The 16931-nt window shown below is 38.1% G+C and carries 15 protein-coding genes; 8 read left to right on the top strand and 7 right to left on the bottom strand.

Annotated features, from left to right (window positions below):
• Positions 1 to 101: 101 nt before the first annotated feature.
• From A3EM_RS0139875 to A3EM_RS0139855, 4 genes are all read right to left on the bottom strand, one after another.
• A complete protein-coding gene (locus tag A3EM_RS0139875; RefSeq protein WP_020533838.1) occupies positions 102 to 1439 on the bottom strand; it encodes a GntP family permease in 1338 nt (445 codons plus the stop codon).
• A gap of 131 nt (positions 1440 to 1570) precedes the next feature.
• On the bottom strand, positions 1571 to 2137 hold the full coding sequence (locus tag A3EM_RS0139870; RefSeq protein ID WP_020533837.1) for an anthranilate synthase component II: 567 nt from the start codon (positions 2135 to 2137) through the stop codon (positions 1571 to 1573).
• Positions 2134 to 2727: a CvpA family protein gene (locus A3EM_RS0139865; protein ID WP_020533836.1), complete on the bottom strand. Its 594-nt coding sequence runs from the start codon at positions 2725 to 2727 to the stop codon at positions 2134 to 2136. Before A3EM_RS0139865 ends, A3EM_RS0139870 begins: the two co-directional genes overlap by 4 nt.
• Before the next feature lie 203 nt (positions 2728 to 2930).
• Complete coding sequence (locus A3EM_RS0139855) at positions 2931 to 3389, bottom strand: GatB/YqeY domain-containing protein (RefSeq protein ID WP_020533835.1); 459 nt, start codon at positions 3387 to 3389, stop codon at positions 2931 to 2933.
• Between the two features lie 216 nt (positions 3390 to 3605).
• Between A3EM_RS0139855 and A3EM_RS0139840 the strand changes: the two genes are divergently transcribed.
• Positions 3606 to 4319, top strand: a complete 714-nt coding sequence (locus tag A3EM_RS0139840) for a pyridoxine 5'-phosphate synthase (protein ID WP_020533832.1) — start codon at positions 3606 to 3608, stop codon at positions 4317 to 4319.
• Positions 4320 to 4481: 162 nt separating this feature from the next.
• Here A3EM_RS0139840 and A3EM_RS0139835 read toward each other — a convergent pair whose 3' ends face one another.
• Positions 4482 to 5297 carry an enoyl-ACP reductase FabI gene (locus A3EM_RS0139835; protein ID WP_020533831.1) on the bottom strand — a complete coding sequence of 272 codons (816 nt, stop codon included), beginning with the start codon at positions 5295 to 5297 and terminating at the stop codon, positions 4482 to 4484.
• A gap of 333 nt (positions 5298 to 5630) precedes the next feature.
• On the opposite strand from A3EM_RS0139835, the gene A3EM_RS0139825 reads away from it, so the two are divergent.
• Genes A3EM_RS0139825 through A3EM_RS0139815 form a run of 3 tightly spaced genes read left to right on the top strand, consistent with a single transcriptional unit; the run spans position 5631 to position 8555 of the window.
• Positions 5631 to 6563: a nucleoside hydrolase gene (locus A3EM_RS0139825; RefSeq protein ID WP_020533829.1), complete on the top strand. Its 933-nt coding sequence runs from the start codon at positions 5631 to 5633 to the stop codon at positions 6561 to 6563.
• Between the two features lie 33 nt (positions 6564 to 6596).
• Positions 6597 to 7499, top strand: coding sequence for a ribokinase (gene rbsK, locus A3EM_RS0139820; RefSeq protein ID WP_020533828.1), 903 nt, complete (start codon positions 6597 to 6599; stop codon positions 7497 to 7499).
• 51 nt (positions 7500 to 7550) lie between these two features.
• The gene (locus A3EM_RS0139815; protein WP_020533827.1) at positions 7551 to 8555 is read left to right on the top strand and encodes a hypothetical protein; all 1005 of its coding nucleotides are present in this window, start codon (positions 7551 to 7553) and stop codon (positions 8553 to 8555) included.
• A gap of 56 nt (positions 8556 to 8611) precedes the next feature.
• Here A3EM_RS0139815 and A3EM_RS0139810 read toward each other — a convergent pair whose 3' ends face one another.
• Positions 8612 to 10165: an N-acyl-D-amino-acid deacylase family protein gene (locus A3EM_RS0139810; RefSeq protein WP_020533826.1), complete on the bottom strand. Its 1554-nt coding sequence runs from the start codon at positions 10163 to 10165 to the stop codon at positions 8612 to 8614.
• Between the two features lie 166 nt (positions 10166 to 10331).
• Between A3EM_RS0139810 and A3EM_RS0139805 the strand changes: the two genes are divergently transcribed.
• The 3 genes from A3EM_RS0139805 (at position 10332) to A3EM_RS0139790 (ending at position 14579) form a co-directional block, all read left to right on the top strand.
• A complete protein-coding gene (locus A3EM_RS0139805; RefSeq protein ID WP_020533825.1) occupies positions 10332 to 12563 on the top strand; it encodes an APC family permease in 2232 nt (743 codons plus the stop codon).
• 105 nt (positions 12564 to 12668) lie between these two features.
• Positions 12669 to 13886, top strand: coding sequence for a sterol desaturase family protein (locus A3EM_RS0139800; protein WP_020533824.1), 1218 nt, complete (start codon positions 12669 to 12671; stop codon positions 13884 to 13886).
• Positions 13887 to 14126: 240 nt separating this feature from the next.
• On the top strand, positions 14127 to 14579 hold the full coding sequence (locus A3EM_RS0139790) for a Fur family transcriptional regulator (protein WP_020533823.1): 453 nt from the start codon (positions 14127 to 14129) through the stop codon (positions 14577 to 14579).
• 52 nt (positions 14580 to 14631) lie between these two features.
• Here the strand turns inward: A3EM_RS0139790 and A3EM_RS0139785 are convergent, their stop codons facing one another.
• Positions 14632 to 15597, bottom strand: coding sequence for a sugar phosphate isomerase/epimerase family protein (locus tag A3EM_RS0139785; protein WP_020533822.1), 966 nt, complete (start codon positions 15595 to 15597; stop codon positions 14632 to 14634).
• A gap of 127 nt (positions 15598 to 15724) precedes the next feature.
• Between A3EM_RS0139785 and A3EM_RS0139780 the strand changes: the two genes are divergently transcribed.
• Positions 15725 to 16906, top strand: coding sequence for a PQQ-dependent sugar dehydrogenase (locus A3EM_RS0139780; RefSeq protein WP_020533821.1), 1182 nt, complete (start codon positions 15725 to 15727; stop codon positions 16904 to 16906).
• The last annotated feature ends 25 nt before the right edge of the window (positions 16907 to 16931 follow it).

Genomic DNA, 16931 nt, shown 5'->3' with positions numbered 1-16931 from the left:
GGGAAGACAAATTGAAAGGTTATTATTTTTGTCCTACTGGTTACCAGGCAAGGAAAAGAGGAGGGCCGTTTATTCCCCGGACAGCCTCTTTTCTTTCAAAATCACATCATCACCAAACTGGTAATCCAGATAAGAATAGCAGCCGTAATTCCCAAAACTCCTGTTCCAGCTGAATGTAATTTGTATCCCTGTTTCACATCCATTCCTGTCATTTGTGTGACCACCCAGAAAAAACTATCATTTACATGAGATACCACTGCTGAGCCCGCTCCTATAGCCAAAACCAGAAGTGCTTTATCCATTGGGGTATCAAAACCAAGCGCACCAGTTAATGGGGCCACAATGGAAGCAGCCGTAATTAAGGCAACTGTAGAAGAACCCTGGGAAGATTTTAATGCGGCAGCAATTACGAAGGGCAGCCAAATTCCTAAGTTGGCACTTGCCAGGGAATCTCCCAGCAACCCAGCTATTCCGGAATTTTGCAAAACCTTTCCAAATGCCCCACCAGCCCCGGTAATCATGATGATAATGGCGGCATCCATTAATCCCTTTCCCACCCATCCGGAAGTAGAAAGCAATTGTTTGTCAAATTTTTTAGGTAAGGAAAATGATAATAAAACTCCAATCAAAAGAGCTATGACAGGATTACCCACAAAATTCATGATTTCAAACAAGGACTCTTCCCCAAAAGGTTTGCTGGGCAGGTCACTTACAGACTTTAAAATGATCAGTACAATGGGTAAAAGAATTGGAATGAAAGCTTTAAAGGGAGAGGGGGCATTTTTCAGTTTTTCAAAAATGGCTTCTTCAGAGAGTTCTGGATTAGGATCGATATAAGTTTTGGAAGCAATTTTCTTGGCAAACAACCAGCCCACAGCAACGGATAATATACTAATGGGGATCCCAAACATGATCACCATTCCCAGGTCGGCTTCAATAATCCCAGCCGCTGCAATTGGTCCGGGGGTTGGAGGAACCATGGTATGTGAAGCAGTGAGCCCAACAGCAAGGGCCACAGTGGAACCCGCAAGGGAAATCCCGGCCCTTTTGGACAAAGCTTTATTTAATGGAGATAAAATTACAAAACCGGAATCGGCAAATACCGGAATAGATACAATATAACCGATGATCGCCATGGTAAGCGGCACCATTTTTTGCCCTATAATTTTAAGCATTTTTTCTGCCATGGCATAAGCTCCACCTGAATTTTCCAGAAATGTACCGATGATAGTACCCAAAATGATTACAATCCCGATAAACCCAAGTGTTTTGCCAAAACCATCATTAATAGATTGTACAATCTCACTCAGTGGCATTCCGGAAAATAATCCAAAGCCAATGGCAGCGAAAAGTAAGGCTAAAAAAGGGTGTAATTGAAATTTTGTGGTGGAGAGAATAATAAATAATACACTCAGTATTAAAAGGATAATGATTAACACGGGCGAAGTAGTTTGTTTCAGTTTTAGTAAGGTAAAAATATTTCCCAGTTTACTGTTTTTTCCTCAACTTTCCAACTTACCAGTTTGTTGAAATGAAATAATTATCCCTTTAAATTGGAGATAGGAAAAAACTAAACAATATGAAATCGATTAACCCAGTTTTCCAGTAAATTCAACCCAAATTCGGTAAGTGCTGCTTCTGGATGATATTGTACGGCCCAAACGGGAAGGCTATGATGTTTCATAGCCATTACTTCATTTTCTATTGTTTGGGCTGTAATTTTAAGATCCTCCGGAAATTTATCCACCACAAGGGAATGATAGCGTACAATTTTTATTTCCTTCGGAATGTCTTTAAACATTTCATCATCATCACAGATAATATTCGAAACCTTTCCGTGCATTGGTTTGATGGCTTTATGTAAACTGCCCCCAAAAAACTCCCCAATGGCCTGATGACCAAGGCAAATACCCAACATTGGATGAGATTGATAATAATGATGGATTACTTTCAAAAGATTTCCCGAATGCCTTGGAATTCCAGGGCCGGGTGAAAGCACAATTCCGGAATATTGATGGCAGGTGATTTCTTCCAAGGGCAGGTCGTTGCGTAATACCCTACACTCCACTCCCAATTGGGCAAAGTAATCCACCAGATTATAGGTAAAGGAATCAAAATTATCCAGTAATAATATCACTTGAGCATTCTTAACATGTCTTCATGAATTGTACCTATGGTTGGAGCAATGGTAGCCCCAGCGCCTACCAGCCAATCCTGGTAGTCAATGAGCAATGGATAAAGGTGGGTGTCGGAAATGATTTCCTGTGAAAATTCAAACCCTACAGCTTTTAATAAGCCAAGGAGAATGCTCATGAAAGTTGCATATTTTAATCCTCCCAGAATCATGGCCATATAATTGTCGAAATCATCGAACACAGAATAATCTATTTTATTCTGTATAATTCTGCCGAAGGTTTTCAGCGCCAGGGAAATGATCACAAAAAAGAGGAAAAAAGTACCAAAGCGAATTCCCTTGGGTGTATTAAAAGTTGACTGGTCGGCCTTATTAAATAAAACAGTAATGGCGAAAAATATTCCATAAATGAGCAATAGAAAAGTGATCAGGCTGATAATCTCTACGATAAATCCCCTTCTAAATCCTTTGTAAGCTCCCCAAATAATAAAAAAAGCCAAAACCAAATCGATCACCCTGATGTAGGATGAAAAATATCCATCAACCCCTTTGGCAATTTGTAAAAAAATAGCAGAATGTATAGCCTCAATCATTATTGCTTTTACAGAAAATATCCTTTCCCTTAATATTTAGTTTCCTGATCCTCAATCAGAAATAATTTAAAAATATTGCCTTCTTCTAAAGTATTGGCATTTACTTTCTTAAACAAAATCAGTTGGTTTTTAATTTAATTTTGCCGAAAGAAATTGAAAATCAACTTATTAAAAAAACTCCGGGCCTTCACCCGGAGCAATAATTAGTTTCCACTCAATGCATTTTTCACAAACATTGAAATCTTTTTATTATCAGCTTTTCCGGCCAGTTTTTTTGAAGCCATTCCCATTACCTTACCCATTTCTTTCATCCCAGTGGCACCTGTTTCAGCAATAATAGCTTTCAATTCCGCTTCTAGTTCTTCATCCGACATTTGTTTGGGCAAATACTTCTCTATTACTGCCAATTCCGATAATTCAGTCTCCGCTAATTCAGTTCTTCCTTCTTTCGTATAAATTTCAGCTGAGTCCTTTCTTTGCTTAGCAGCCTTGCTTAATAATTTCATTTCAGCTTCTTCAGAAAGCCCGTCCTCACCCGAACCTTTTTCGGTTTCAGCCAATAGGATCAAAGACTTGATACTTCTTAATGCTCTTAAAGTATCTTTATCTTTTGCCTTCATGGCTGTTTTCATATCCGATTCTACCTTTTCCTTAAGACTCATTGTTTTTTGGATTTAAAAAATTTGATATTAAAAAATTCCAGTCAATTTTAATTAACTGGCAACTTAACAGAGTTTCCCTTAACATTCAACAAATTTGTGATTTAAGGCCATTTTTAATTTTAAACCAGCCTCTTTTCCATCCCATTTGTAGAATTGTTCAATTATTAATGGCATTCTCTCTATTATTGCAAATATATTCAATAAATCTAATTGGAAATGACCAGACTAAGTGTAAACATCAATAAAATAGCCACCATTAGAAATGCCAGAGGTGGAAATAATCCTGATTTAGTTAAAGTCGCCCTGGATTGTGAAAGATTTGGCGCCCAGGGAATCACGGTTCATCCCCGGCCAGATGAAAGACACATTAGATACAATGACGTTTTGCAACTAAAAGATAAGATTTCAACAGAATTTAACATAGAGGGAAATCCGCAGGACAGGTATCTGGAACTGGTTTTAAAAACAATTCCCGCTCAGGCTACATTAGTGCCAGATGCGGAAGATGCAATAACCTCCAATGCAGGCTGGGATACAATCAAACATAAAGATTTTTTAAAGGAGGTTATCTCTGAATTAAAAAGTAAGGGAATCAGAACTTCCATTTTTGTAGACCCCGATGTAAAAATGGTAGAAGGTGCTGCAGAAGTTGGCACGGACAGAATTGAACTTTACACAGAACCCTATGCAGCCAATTATCCTAAAGAAAAAGCAGCTGCCATAAAACCTTATAAAGAGGCTGCTGTTTTGGCCAAAAAACTGGGATTAGAAATTAATGCAGGGCATGACCTGAGTCTGGAAAACTTAAAATATTTTAACCAGGAAATTGACGGACTGGATGAAGTTTCTATAGGCCATGCCCTTATTTGTGATGCCTTATATTTCGGGTTGGAAAATACTATTCAACTGTATTTAAGACAGTTGCAATAACAATCACTTAGCATCTAATCCTTTAATAGCAGGATTTTATTTTTGGAAATCCTGCGTTTTTCCAGAACCTTGCATAAGGATTCTATATATCGAGTAAAACAAAAAAGCGCCAATGCTTAAATTTAGCCTTGGCGCTTTTAAAATTACGGATTTATCAAGTTCTTATTTCCCTGATAATTTCTCAACTAATTCGTCAGAAAAACCGGTGTTAGAGAAACCTCCATCATGGTAAAGGTTTTGCATAGTCACCTTTTTAGTCAGGTCGCTAAACAGAGTGATGGTGTAATCTGCACACTCATCAGCAGAAGCGTTTCCAAGTGGAGACATCATGTCTGCAAAACTTAAAAATTCAGCAAACCCTTTGATTCCTTTACCCGCAGTAGTTTCTGTAGGCGATTGGGAAATGGTATTTACCCTGATTTTTTGCGTTTTTCCTAATCGCTCACCATAGCTTCTGGCTATAGATTCCAACACGGCTTTTGCCTGGGCCATATCACTATAATGTGAAAAAGTTCTTTGTGCGGCAATATAAGTTAAAGCAACAATAGAAGCCTCGTCATTAAAAGCACCAATTTTCTCCCCTACCTGCATCATTTTATGGAATGACAAGGCAGAAATATCAATGGATTTCAGGAACCAGTCATAGTTCAAATCGCCATAAGTTTTCTTTTTCCTCACATTAGGGCTCATTCCAATAGAATGTAAAACAAAATCAATTTTACCTCCCATTTTTTCCATCCCTTCGGTGTATAACTTTTCTATATCTTCCACTGAAGTAGCATCCGCAGGAATTACCTCTGTTCCACACTTTTCTGCCAACTCATTAATTTTCCCCATTCTCAAGGCAATTGGCGCATTAGTCAATACAAATTGCGCACCTTCTTCATGAGCTTTCTCAGCCACTTTCCAGGCAATTGAGCTTTCATCCAAAGCCCCGGTAATAATTCCTCGCTTTCCTTTTAATAAATTATAAGCCATTATTCATCAGTTAAATGTATTTTCAAATTCTTAAACCGGCTGTAAAGTTAGATTTTTTATTGAATAAGTACCAGTACTTTTTTATTTTGAAATTCCCGGACCAGATTTCACCAGCCTTAATTCATTTTTCAAATTATTCGAAGCTTTTTTCTTCAGGGATTAAATTTCTTTTTTCAGCATTATTTTTTAAGCGAACCACATAAAAACCAGGAAAAAGTTTTGAAATAAATATTTTAATTATTTAGCTTGCACAATCGATTGTGCAACGCCTTTATAATTACTTTTACATTTTAAACAAAAAATTATTTCAACATCTTTATTTCCAATACTTCTATGAAAAAAATATTACCAATACTCATTCATGTTTTTTTATTCCTTTCATTTTCCCAGGCATTCGCCCAAAAGCAAAAAGTAATTTTTGATTGTGACCTGGGAGATGATGTAGACGATGCATACGCCCTGGCCATGCTCATGGCAAGTCCCGATCTGGAAGTTTTGGGAATAGTTATGGACTATGGCAATACCGAAAAAAGAGCCCAAATGGCTTGTAGGTTTTTATATGAAATTGGCAGAGAAGATGTTCCGGTAGTAATAGGAAGAAATACCAAAGAGCATTATTCTGGTCAGTTTCATTGGGGAGAAGGGTTCGATAAAGTGAAGCCAATCAAGCAAAACGCAGCAGATTTCATAATTGAAACCTTAAAAAAATACCCAAATGAAGTGGTGTTAATTACTGTGGGACCTGTTCCCAATATGGCCGATATCATCGAAAAAGACCCTAAAGCACTTGGATTGGCCAAAAAAGTTTATTCAATGTTCGGCTCTTTTTATGTAGGATATGGAGATAACCCTATCCCTACCAATGAATGGAATGTAAAAGCGGATGCTGAAGCTGCCAAAGTTTTTGCGGCATCAGGAGCAGATATTGTGTATGCCGGGCTGGATATCACCAATGTTAAACTCAGCCAGGAACTTCGGGAAAAGTTATTATTAAGACAATCCCCTCTAACAGATTTTCTGAGTGCCTGCTACACCCTTTGGGGAAATGAAACCCCTACCCTTTTCGATCCCGTAGCCATTGGCATGCTTATATGGCCAGACTTATTTGCCACCAGACCTGCCCATGTAAAAGTAATTGGAAACGGGTATACCGTAATTGATGAAAGCAAGGAACCTAATAGCCTGGTGGGCATGTCGATAAATAAAAAAGAATTTTTAAACCGGCTGATGAAATTGTATCTTGAACAAAACTTCAACAGGTTTTAGAAAAATATTTTTTATTGAAAAATTACCGGAAAAATGAAAAAGTCGAAAATTACTGTAATAGGAAGTAGCAATACCGATATGGTAGTCCAGTCGAGCAAGCTTCCTGCACCCGGTGAAACTGTACTAGGAGGAAAATTTATCATGAACCCGGGGGGAAAGGGGGCAAACCAGGCCGTAGCGGCTTCAAAACTTGGAGGTGAAGTTACATTCATTGCCAAATTAGGCAACGATATTTTTGGCAGAGAAGCCATTCACGGATTTGATAAGGAAGGCATACATACCAAATATATTTCCACCCATGAAGATCAACCTTCAGGAGTGGCTTTAATTATGGTAGATGATCATGGAGAAAATTCCATATCCGTTGCACTGGGTGCCAATGCCACACTTAATACCGAAGACATTGATAAAGGGTTGGAAGTCATCTCCAATTCAGACTATGTTTTGATGCAACTTGAAATTCCCATTAAAGCTGTGAATTATGCGGCAAAAAAAGCTTCAGAAAATGGAGTTAAAGTAGTTTTAAATCCTGCACCTGCTCAATCCCTTTCTGATGAATTATTGGGGAACCTTCATATAATCACTCCCAATGAAACCGAGGCCCAGTTATTAACAGGGGTCAAAGTTACAGACGTAAATTCAGCTCAAAAAGCGGCTGAAATATTGAAAAGCAAGGGAGTTGAAATGGTTATTATTACCCTGGGATCGAAAGGTGCTTATGTGTTTACCGATGAATTTAAAGGTTTAATCATTGCACCAAAAGTTACTCCGATTGATACCACTGCTGCGGGAGATACTTTTAATGGGGCTTTAGTAGTAGCTCTGGGCGAAGGAATGAATATTCAGGAGGCAGTGGAATTCTCCAATAAAGCGGCTGCCATTTCAGTCACCAGATTGGGGGCACAAGCTTCAACTCCATACAGAGAGGAACTTTAATACACAACCCAATTTACCATAATAAATTAATAAAAAACTAAACTAGTAAATATGTTTATACCAGAAAGTTACGGATTGGCAGTGGCCCTCTGCTTTGTAACGATGTTGTGTTGGGGATCATGGGCAAATACCCAAAAACTGGCTACTAAAAAATGGCCATTTCAGTTGTTTTACTGGGATTACAGCCTGGGCATCATTATTTTATCCTTAATTCTTGGGCTAACTATGGGAAGTTCGGGAGAAGAAGGGAGACCATTTTTGGAAGATTTATCACAAGGAGAAACCTCCTCATTCACTTCTGCATTTGTTGGCGGGATCGTATTCAATATTGCCAATTTATTGATTGTGGCTGCCATTGATATTGCCGGAATGGCTGTAGCCTTTCCCATAGGCATTGGCATAGCGCTGGTGCTGGGGGTAATTGTAAACTACATGGCTACTCCAGTTGGTGATCCATTGATGCTTTTTGCAGGAGTAGCATTGGTTACATTTGCCATTATCCTGGATGCATTGGCCTATAAAAAACTATCCTCCGGTCAGCAGACAACTCCTACAAAAGGAATTGTAATTTCTATTATCGGAGGAGTTTTAATGGGCTTTTTCTTCAGGTTTGTAGCCGCTTCCGTTTCCACCGATTTTGCCCAACCCACTGAGGGATTGTTCACTCCATACACCGCAGTTTTTATTTTCTCCCTGGGCATTTTTGCCTCAAATTTCCTTTGGAACACCTTTTTTATGTACAAGCCATTTAAAGGAGAACCGGTAAGTTATGGGGAATACTTTTCCAAAGGGAACATGCGCCTGCATTTCATAGGTATTTTAGGAGGCATTATCTGGTGCATAGGCATGTCATTAAGTATGATTGCCAGTGAAAAAGCCGGCTTTGCCATATCCTACGGGCTCGGACAGGGGGCTACCATGGTTGCTGCAGCCTGGGGAGTTTTCATCTGGAAAGAATTTGCCAATGCACCCAAAGGAACAAAACCACTCATTAACCTGATGTTCCTTAGTTTCATCATTGGTCTAAGCTTGATTATTTATGCGAGAGTGGGATAAATAGAAACAGGTGTTTTCTTCAAAAGGGTTATTTTTAACAACCCTTTTGAAGTTCATCATCTTTTCAATATCACACCATTTCTTTCCCCCACAAGCTGTCCGTTCTCCCGTTTTATATCTCCATTGATCAATACCCAATCAAAGCCTTCAGCCAATTGATAGGGATTTTCGTAAGTCGCTTTTGCTTGAACTTTTTCAGGTTCAAAAATCAATATATCAGCCTTTTTCCCCACTTCAATCCTGCCTCTATCCGTTAAACCCATAGATTCTGCAGAAAGTGAAGTCATTTTTCTAATGGCTTCTTCCAAGGAAAATAATTGTTTCTGGAAAACATATTCCTCAATCACTTTGGCAAAGGTTCCATGCCCTCTTGGATGATGGCCAGTCGGGCTTCCATCCGAGCAAATCATCACCAGGGAATCTTTTACAAAAGTTTCCTGTAATGTTTCATTCATTACAAAATAAGCCCCCGATGCCCCGCCAGGACCAATATCATCAATCAAAACCTCTTCGAATGGTTTACCAGATTCTTTGGCCACCTGAGCTAAAGTTTTCCCCGTCCATGGAGCCGTTCCCAACAAGGTAGCTTCCGGCCCATTTCTTTTGGTTACCCTTTGCCTTAAATAAGCAGCCAGTTCATCCTTTTTGGTAATTTTCACATTGGCATAATTATTTGGTCCTTTTGCCCAATCCGGAAAAACAATTCCAATTCCGGTATAGCTGGCATTATAAGGATAAACATCCGCAGTAACCTCGATTCCCTCCTTTCTGGCATTTTCCAAAATCCCCAAAATCTCATGTGCCCGCTCCTCTCCTTTTCCATAAACCACTTTCATATGGGAAACATGTACATGGCAGTATTTTCCCTGCTCCAACAGTTCACTAATGGAATTTTCCATGGCCTCATCATCTTCATTCCGCATGTGACTCATAATCATCTTGTCATGCTTGCCTACAATTTTTGCCAGATGGACTAATTCTTCCTTTTTTCCATAAGTACCAGGGGTATATTCTAAACCAGTAGTCATTCCAAGGCAACCGGCTTGCAAGGCTTTTTCCAGAATATTACCCATTTTTTCGAGCTCCTCTTCCGAAGGATCGGGATTAAAATTTATCCCGGATAACTGTCTTAAAGTACCATGTCCAATAAACATGGCCAGATTAGGCCGAATTCCTTTATCCTCAATTTTATTGAACCACTCTTCGATATTGGGATAGGAAGGACTAAATCCGTCCTGGCCCAAACTGATGGTCGTCACTCCCATTGCCAGAAAATTTTCAAAATCAGGCGTTTTTAAAGGATTTCCGTGGGCATGTGTATCGATAAAACCCGGAGAAACGGTTTTTCCCTTAGCATCAATGTATTTTGAGAATGTTATTTTTGCGGTATCAACCTGACCCACAAAAGCAATTGAATCCCCCTTGAGGAGAATATCTGCAGCAAAAGCAGTGGCTCCACTTCCATCGACTACCTGCCCCCGATGAATTAAAACATCAAAATCTGTTTGTTGGGAAATCAGAATTTCAAATGGAGTGGGCTTTTTTTCTTCTTTGCAGGAAAAAGCCAGTAGTAAAGTAAATAAAATTAGATTGAAAGAAATTATCTTCATTTGTTTGTCAATTAGGGGAACATGGTTTAAAATTAACAGATAATAAACAATTTCAAATAAGTAGATTGTATTACTTGCCAGGTCATTTCACTTACAACCAGCTAGATATCAATCACTTATACTTTAAAAAAGTTTTAATCATTCTAAAAAAAAGGGCAAGGCATTTATGGCCGGTAGTTTGGTAAAAAGGCAGGGATTCGGGACAGCACCCGTTTTTTTAACTTCAATTTGTACCATTTTAGGTGCAATTTTGTTTTTAAGATTTGGGTTTGCAGTAGGTAACTTAGGTTTGTGGCAAACCTTCATGATCATACTTCTGGGACATTTGGTTACTATTCCCACCGCTTTAGCGGTAGCGGAAATAGCAACCAACCAAAAAGTTCAGGGAGGCGGAGTTTACTTCATTATTTCCAGATCATTCGGGATTACCATTGGAGGAGCCATTGGGATTGGCCTTTATCTATCTCAGGCAGTAAGTACGGCCTTCTATATCATTGCATTTGCAGAATCTTTTTCCCCGATTTTCAATTACCTACTGGCTTCCGACTTTAATATTCTCATTTATAACTACCGGATTATAAGTATACCGGCCACCATTTTACTCATTCTGTTAGCCATTTACAAAGGCGCTGATCTGGGGATTAAAACCTTGTATCTGGTAGCATTTGTATTATTTTTCTCCCTACTATTTTTCTTTTTGGGCACAACAGAATATGCTCAAGACATGGAGGCCATTCCATGGGATGCTAAAATTCTGGATGGGAAAGGGTTTTTCTACTTTTTTGCGGTCTGTTTCCCTGCATTTACAGGCATGGCTGCTGGAGCTGGGCTTTCCGGAGATTTAAAAAATCCCAGTAAATCCATACCAAGAGGAACCATTTGGGCGACTATAGCCGGAATGCTTATTTATATGGCTACAGCTCTAAAATTAGCCATTTCCGCACCCCCGGAAGATTTAGCAGCCGATCAGTTAATCATGCAGGAAATTGCCCTTTGGGGACCTGCTATTCCTATTGGGCTTGCTGCAGCTTCCCTTTCTTCAGCTATTGGTTCTATTCTGGTGGCACCCAGAACTTTACAGGCCATAGGAGCAGATAAAATATTACCTAATGCTTTTGTTAACGACTGGGTTTCTCAGGTGAGGTTAAAAAGTAATGAACCTGTCAATGCCTCCATCATCACCTCAATCATTACCCTGATTTTTGTAATAATTGGCGATATTGACATCGTTGCTCAAATCATCACCATGTTTTTTATGGTAACATACGGTGCGATTTGCTCAATTTCATTTTTAGAGCATTTTACTGCAGACCCGGCTTATCGGCCAATTTTCAGGTCAAAATGGTATGTTTCTTTGCTTGGAGCATTGGCTTGTATTTTCCTGATGTTCCAGATCAGTGTTTTTTATTCCATTTTGGCTATAATAATTATGGCTATTATTTACCAGACTACCAGTTATTATAAAGAAGATAAAGAAGGTTTGGCCAATATTTTCCAGGGTGTAATTTTTCAGTTGAGCCGAAGACTGAAAGTTTTTTTACAAAAAGCTGACCCGGACACCAAAGAAGACCACTGGCGGCCTTCTGTAGTTTGTATTTCCTCTAATACATTCGAAAGATTTTCTGCCTTTAACATGCTGCGCTGGATTTCCCACAAATACGGTTTTGGAAACTACATTCACCTGATAGAAGGCTATCTATCCAGAGAAACTTACAAGGAAGCCAAAGAATGTGTGAACAGAATGGTGAAATTATCGGATTCCACCAAAAGTCGGGTTTACATGGATACCATTGTCAGTCCGTCCATTACTTCGGCAATTGCCCAGGTAATCCAGTTGCCCGGAGTATCCGGAAAGGATAACAACATGATCATGTTTGAATTCTCCAAGAAAAAACCAGAAGGGCTGGAAAATATAGTAGATAATTTCAAACTGGTAAAATCCACAGATTTCGACATTTGTGTGTTGGGTTCCTCAGAGAAAAACTTTGGGTTTAAACAAAATATTGATATCTGGATTACCTCAAAAGATTACGAAAATGCCAGTTTAATGATTTTGATGGGCTTTATCATTCTGGGGCATCCGGAATGGAAAAATGCCAGAATTAGGTTAATGGTATTATCCCCGGAAAAAGAGCTTGAAAAACAAAGGAAAAAAATCATAGAATTAATCAGCACAGGCCGCTTACCCATTTCCCTGAATAATGTGGAATTGAATGAACACAAGGATAATATAGAAGCCAAAAGTATCATCAATGAGAAATCTAAAGATGCCGATTTGGTGATTATCGGGGTAAGAACTGAGGCGATTAAACACGATAGTATTAATATTTTTACCGGATATGAGGGTGTAGGTGATATTCTATTCGTAAATACCAATAAAGAGAAGGAAATTAAGTAGAAAAGCAGATTTCCATTTTTTTGAAAAATTTGGTATTTTACATGAATATTTTTTACTAAACCCTGATTACCAACAACCTTTACCAAAAGCTTTTACCTTAACCGCATGGACCTTAGCCCTGTAATATTATCCATACCTGTATATTTTATTCTCATCAGTTTTGAGCTAATTTATACCTGGCTCAAAAGGCCCGATTATTATCGGTTTTCAGATTCAGTGACCAACATTAGTTGTGGGGTTGGAGATCAGTTAATTGGTGTTTTTGCCAAAGTTTTTACCATCGGAATTTACCAGTTTATTTATGAAAACTTTCGCTTTTTCGAAATTGAAAATACCATTTTTTCTTTTGTGGTAATATTCATTCTTGCTGATTTTTTATACTACTGGTCGCACCGGCTAAGTCATGAAGTCAACTTTCTTTGGGCGGGCCATGTAGTCCATCACCAGAGTGAAGAATATAACCTTTCTGTAGCCTTAAGACAAAGCTGGTTTCACAAGTTTTTCACTTTTGCTTTTTACTTACCCCTGGCTTTTATGGGTTTTGATACAATTGCCTTTATCTGGGCCAACGGATTGAATTTACTTTATCAATTCTGGATTCATACCGAAGTAGTGGGCAAAATGGGATTTTTGGAGCATTTTATGAATACGCCTTCCCATCACAGGGTACATCACGGAAGAAACCCCGAATATATTGACCGGAATCATGCAGGAGTTTTCATCATTTGGGACAAACTTTTTGGAACTTTTGAACCAGAAAAAGTGGCTCCGGTTTATGGCATAACTACACCTGTAAATTCTTGGAATCCGGTTTGGGTAAATGTAATGCCATGGACCAGAATTTCCCATGAAATCAAAATGATGAAAAGCTTTAAAGATAAACTGAAAGTAATTTATAAACCTCCCGGTTGGCGTCCCACTTCTCAGGGAGGAACCATGAAGGTGCCTGAAGTAAGTCGGGAAAACTATATCAAATTTAAAACAGTGGCTCCCCGAACTATAAACCTTTACATTTTTATTCAATATGCCATTGCCATTGGAGCAACTGCCTTTTTTCTTTTTCAACAGGCCACCTTTAATAACGAGCAAAGGATTCTGGGTGCTTCACTAATTATCCTTTCCATTATGAACCTGGGCATGATGCTGGAAAGAAAAAGATGGAGTTTTATTCTTGAATTTTTCAGAATAATATTTTCTCTGCTATTCGTAGCCTATACGGTTCATGGTTTGGAAATCTTTAAAACAGTCCTGCTAAGCGCCTCGGGAGTTGCATTTTTTTCCCTGTTCTGGCTGATCACTTTATCCAAATATTTTAAAAAATAATTTATTGGGAAAAATTTAGCTAGTATGGATAGAAAGAAGAGCCTTTATATGGACACATAGAATTTTTATTTGATTAACTTTGTTATCGAAAAGCATTTTTGAATTTGTAAAGTTGAAAAAAAATAAGCTTGAATTTACAGACAGTTATTTTTTTAATCTTTACATCTCAATTTCTTATATAACAATTGAAAAAACAGTCCTGATATTTTTTTCAGACTAACTAATATTTATATCAACCTGATGGATTACAAAAAAGAAAAATTTGAGGAAATAAAGGATAAATTCACCGATTACCTAAAAGAAAAAAATGCCCGAAAAACCCCAGAAAGATATGCCATTCTGGAAGAAATCTACCTCAATGATGGCCACTTTGATGTAGAATCCCTTTACATCAATATGAAAAATAAAAACTTTAGGGTGAGCAGGGCCACAGTTTATAATACCATTGAATTATTACTCGATTGTGATTTGGTAATTAAGCACCAGTTTGGTCGAAACCTTGCCCTTTATGAAAAATCATTTGGGTATAAGCAACACGACCATGCTATTTGTACCAAAACTAATCAGATATTTGAATTTTGTGATCCCAGAATTCAAACTATTCAGGAATTGGTAGAAAAAACTTTTGATTTTACAGTCACAAGCCACCGTTTGTATTTTTACGGGCATGTAAATAAAAAAAACGGGAAATAATTACTTAGTATCGGTCAATTAATACTTAGTCAAAACTTTTATTTGGCCGTTACTAAATCAATTCTGCTGATTTCATCATTTCTTTAAGTTTCGTCAGGTCTTTTTTCATTACTTCAATCGTCTTTTTCTTTTTCTCCTCTTTATTCAATGAATCATCCTCTTCTGGCATTTTATATTCGAAATGAACGGAAACAGGGACTTTGATTTCATACTTTTTTAATAACTTAAAATATTTTTTAAAATCAACCATTCCCTCCCCTATAGGTGTGTTGATAATCTTCCATTCTCCATTTTCTTCTCCCCATTTAAAATCCTTTATTACAATACTTTTAATGTGTGCTTTGAGTAAATTCAATCCAAGTGGCCATGACCTTCCACCCTCTACCACGGCATGCCTGATATCATATTGACATCCCAGCCATTTCGGGTCAGTTCCCTTTATTAATTCATATAAATCCCACAAAGGAGACCCTACGTATGTACCCGAATGATTTTGGTAAGCTCCATGGATTCCATACTTTTTGTTTAAAGCTGCCAGGGTCCATATATCAGGTTTAAGTTTTAGTAAGTTATCCTCAATGCTAATCTCTTTTTTATATTTCAAATACCCCATCCGATAATATTGAATCCCTAAATCAGAAGCAGTTTTTAAAATAATTTCCGTATTTAAATCATCCGGATTAGTGATCTTGGTGGTCATCATTTTCACATTCAAACCGACTGCTTTAATCGATTTTACAGCCTGAGGAAGTTCAACAGTTACCTTTTCCGGGTTAACGTGCCCCCCTGGCCTTACGGCAAGATCAGGGCCATCAAATCCTATTTCTTTTACCGTTTCTGCCATTTCGGCAACATCCAAAAATTGTAAGTGTTTGGAGAAAACATGAAAGGAGAATTCAGTTTCAGTATTATTTCCAGAATGCATCAAATGAGAAAAATTTGAATAAACAGGATACACGGAGGCCGCCAGACTGGCTTTTTTGATAAAATTTCTTCTGGAATTTAATAAAGGATGCATATTATTATATTTGGTATGATATTGTTTGAATTTAATGGAACTTATTCTTAAATGAAAAACCTTTTTCTTTAATAAGAATAATCCCTAACAACAAAAATAACTGATACTATAAAACTGACCCTATTTAATGAAACTTCCAGCCATTTCTAGTCGCATTCAATTTATTTTTTCATTAATTTTTACTTGTAGCTTTGTAGCCTGTTCTGAACCTACAGATCCGGTCAATATTCCGGAATCCCATCTTGAGGAAGCTTTTCCCAACCTCAAATTCAATCGTCCTGTTGATTTACAGGATCCCAGAGATGGTACAAACCGGCTTTTTATAGTAGAGCAACAAGGTATTATTTATGTCATAGAAAATGAACAAAACACCGAAGAAAAAAAGGTATTCCTGGATTTGCGGGATTTAGTAAATGACCGTGGAAATGAAGAAGGCTTGCTGGGATTAGCCTTTCATCCAAACTATGCAGACAATGGCTTCTTTTTTGTGAACTTCACCACTCAGGGAGCCGAAACTACTGAAATTTCCCGATTCTCCGTTTCCGCCAATGATCCGGATCAGGGAGATATTAATTCCAGAAAAGTATTATTGAGATTCAACCAGCCTTATAGCAACCACAATGGCGGCCAGGTACTTTTTGGCCCTGATGGTTATTTATACATTTCAACCGGAGATGGTGGTTCTGGAGGAGACCCCAAAGACAATGGACAAAACCCAAAAACACTCCTTGGAGCCATTTTGAGAATTGATGTGGATAATGTATCAGGCAATCAATCTTATTCCATCCCTCAGGACAATCCTTTTGCAGGAAATACCGATGGAATAAAAGAAGAAATTTATGCTTACGGCCTGAGAAACCCCTGGCGATTTAGTTTTGATGCGCAAACCGGCTGGCTTTGGACTGGTGATGTAGGTCAGAATAAATATGAAGAAATTGATATCATTGAAAAAGGAGGGAATTATGGATGGAATATAAAAGAAGGCTTCCACGATTATCAGAATAAGGGAAATGAAAATGGGCTTAAACCTCCAATATGGGAATATGATCGATCGAAAGGGGATGTATCTGTAACCGGTGGGTATGTTTATCGAGGAAGTATAGCTAAGGATTTGGTAGGCCTTTATATTTATGGTGACTATGCCTCAGGTAGAATCTGGAAGCTTGATTTTTCCGATCTGGATAATCCGGTTAATTCCGAAGTAGGAAAATATGACTTTTCCATTGCTGCCTTCGGTGTGGACAAAGACAACGAATTATACGTATGTGCCTTTGATGGCCGTATTTATAAGTTTAAGGTGAAAGAATAGAATTTATTTTCAATTAAGTTTTCTT

Origin of the sequence: Flexithrix dorotheae DSM 6795 (assembly GCF_000379765.1) — a bacterium.
GTDB lineage: Bacteria > Bacteroidota > Bacteroidia > Cytophagales > Flammeovirgaceae > Flexithrix > Flexithrix dorotheae.
The sequence above is the reverse complement of the archived record's forward strand: the minus strand, read 5'-3'. Positions and strand labels throughout refer to the sequence as shown.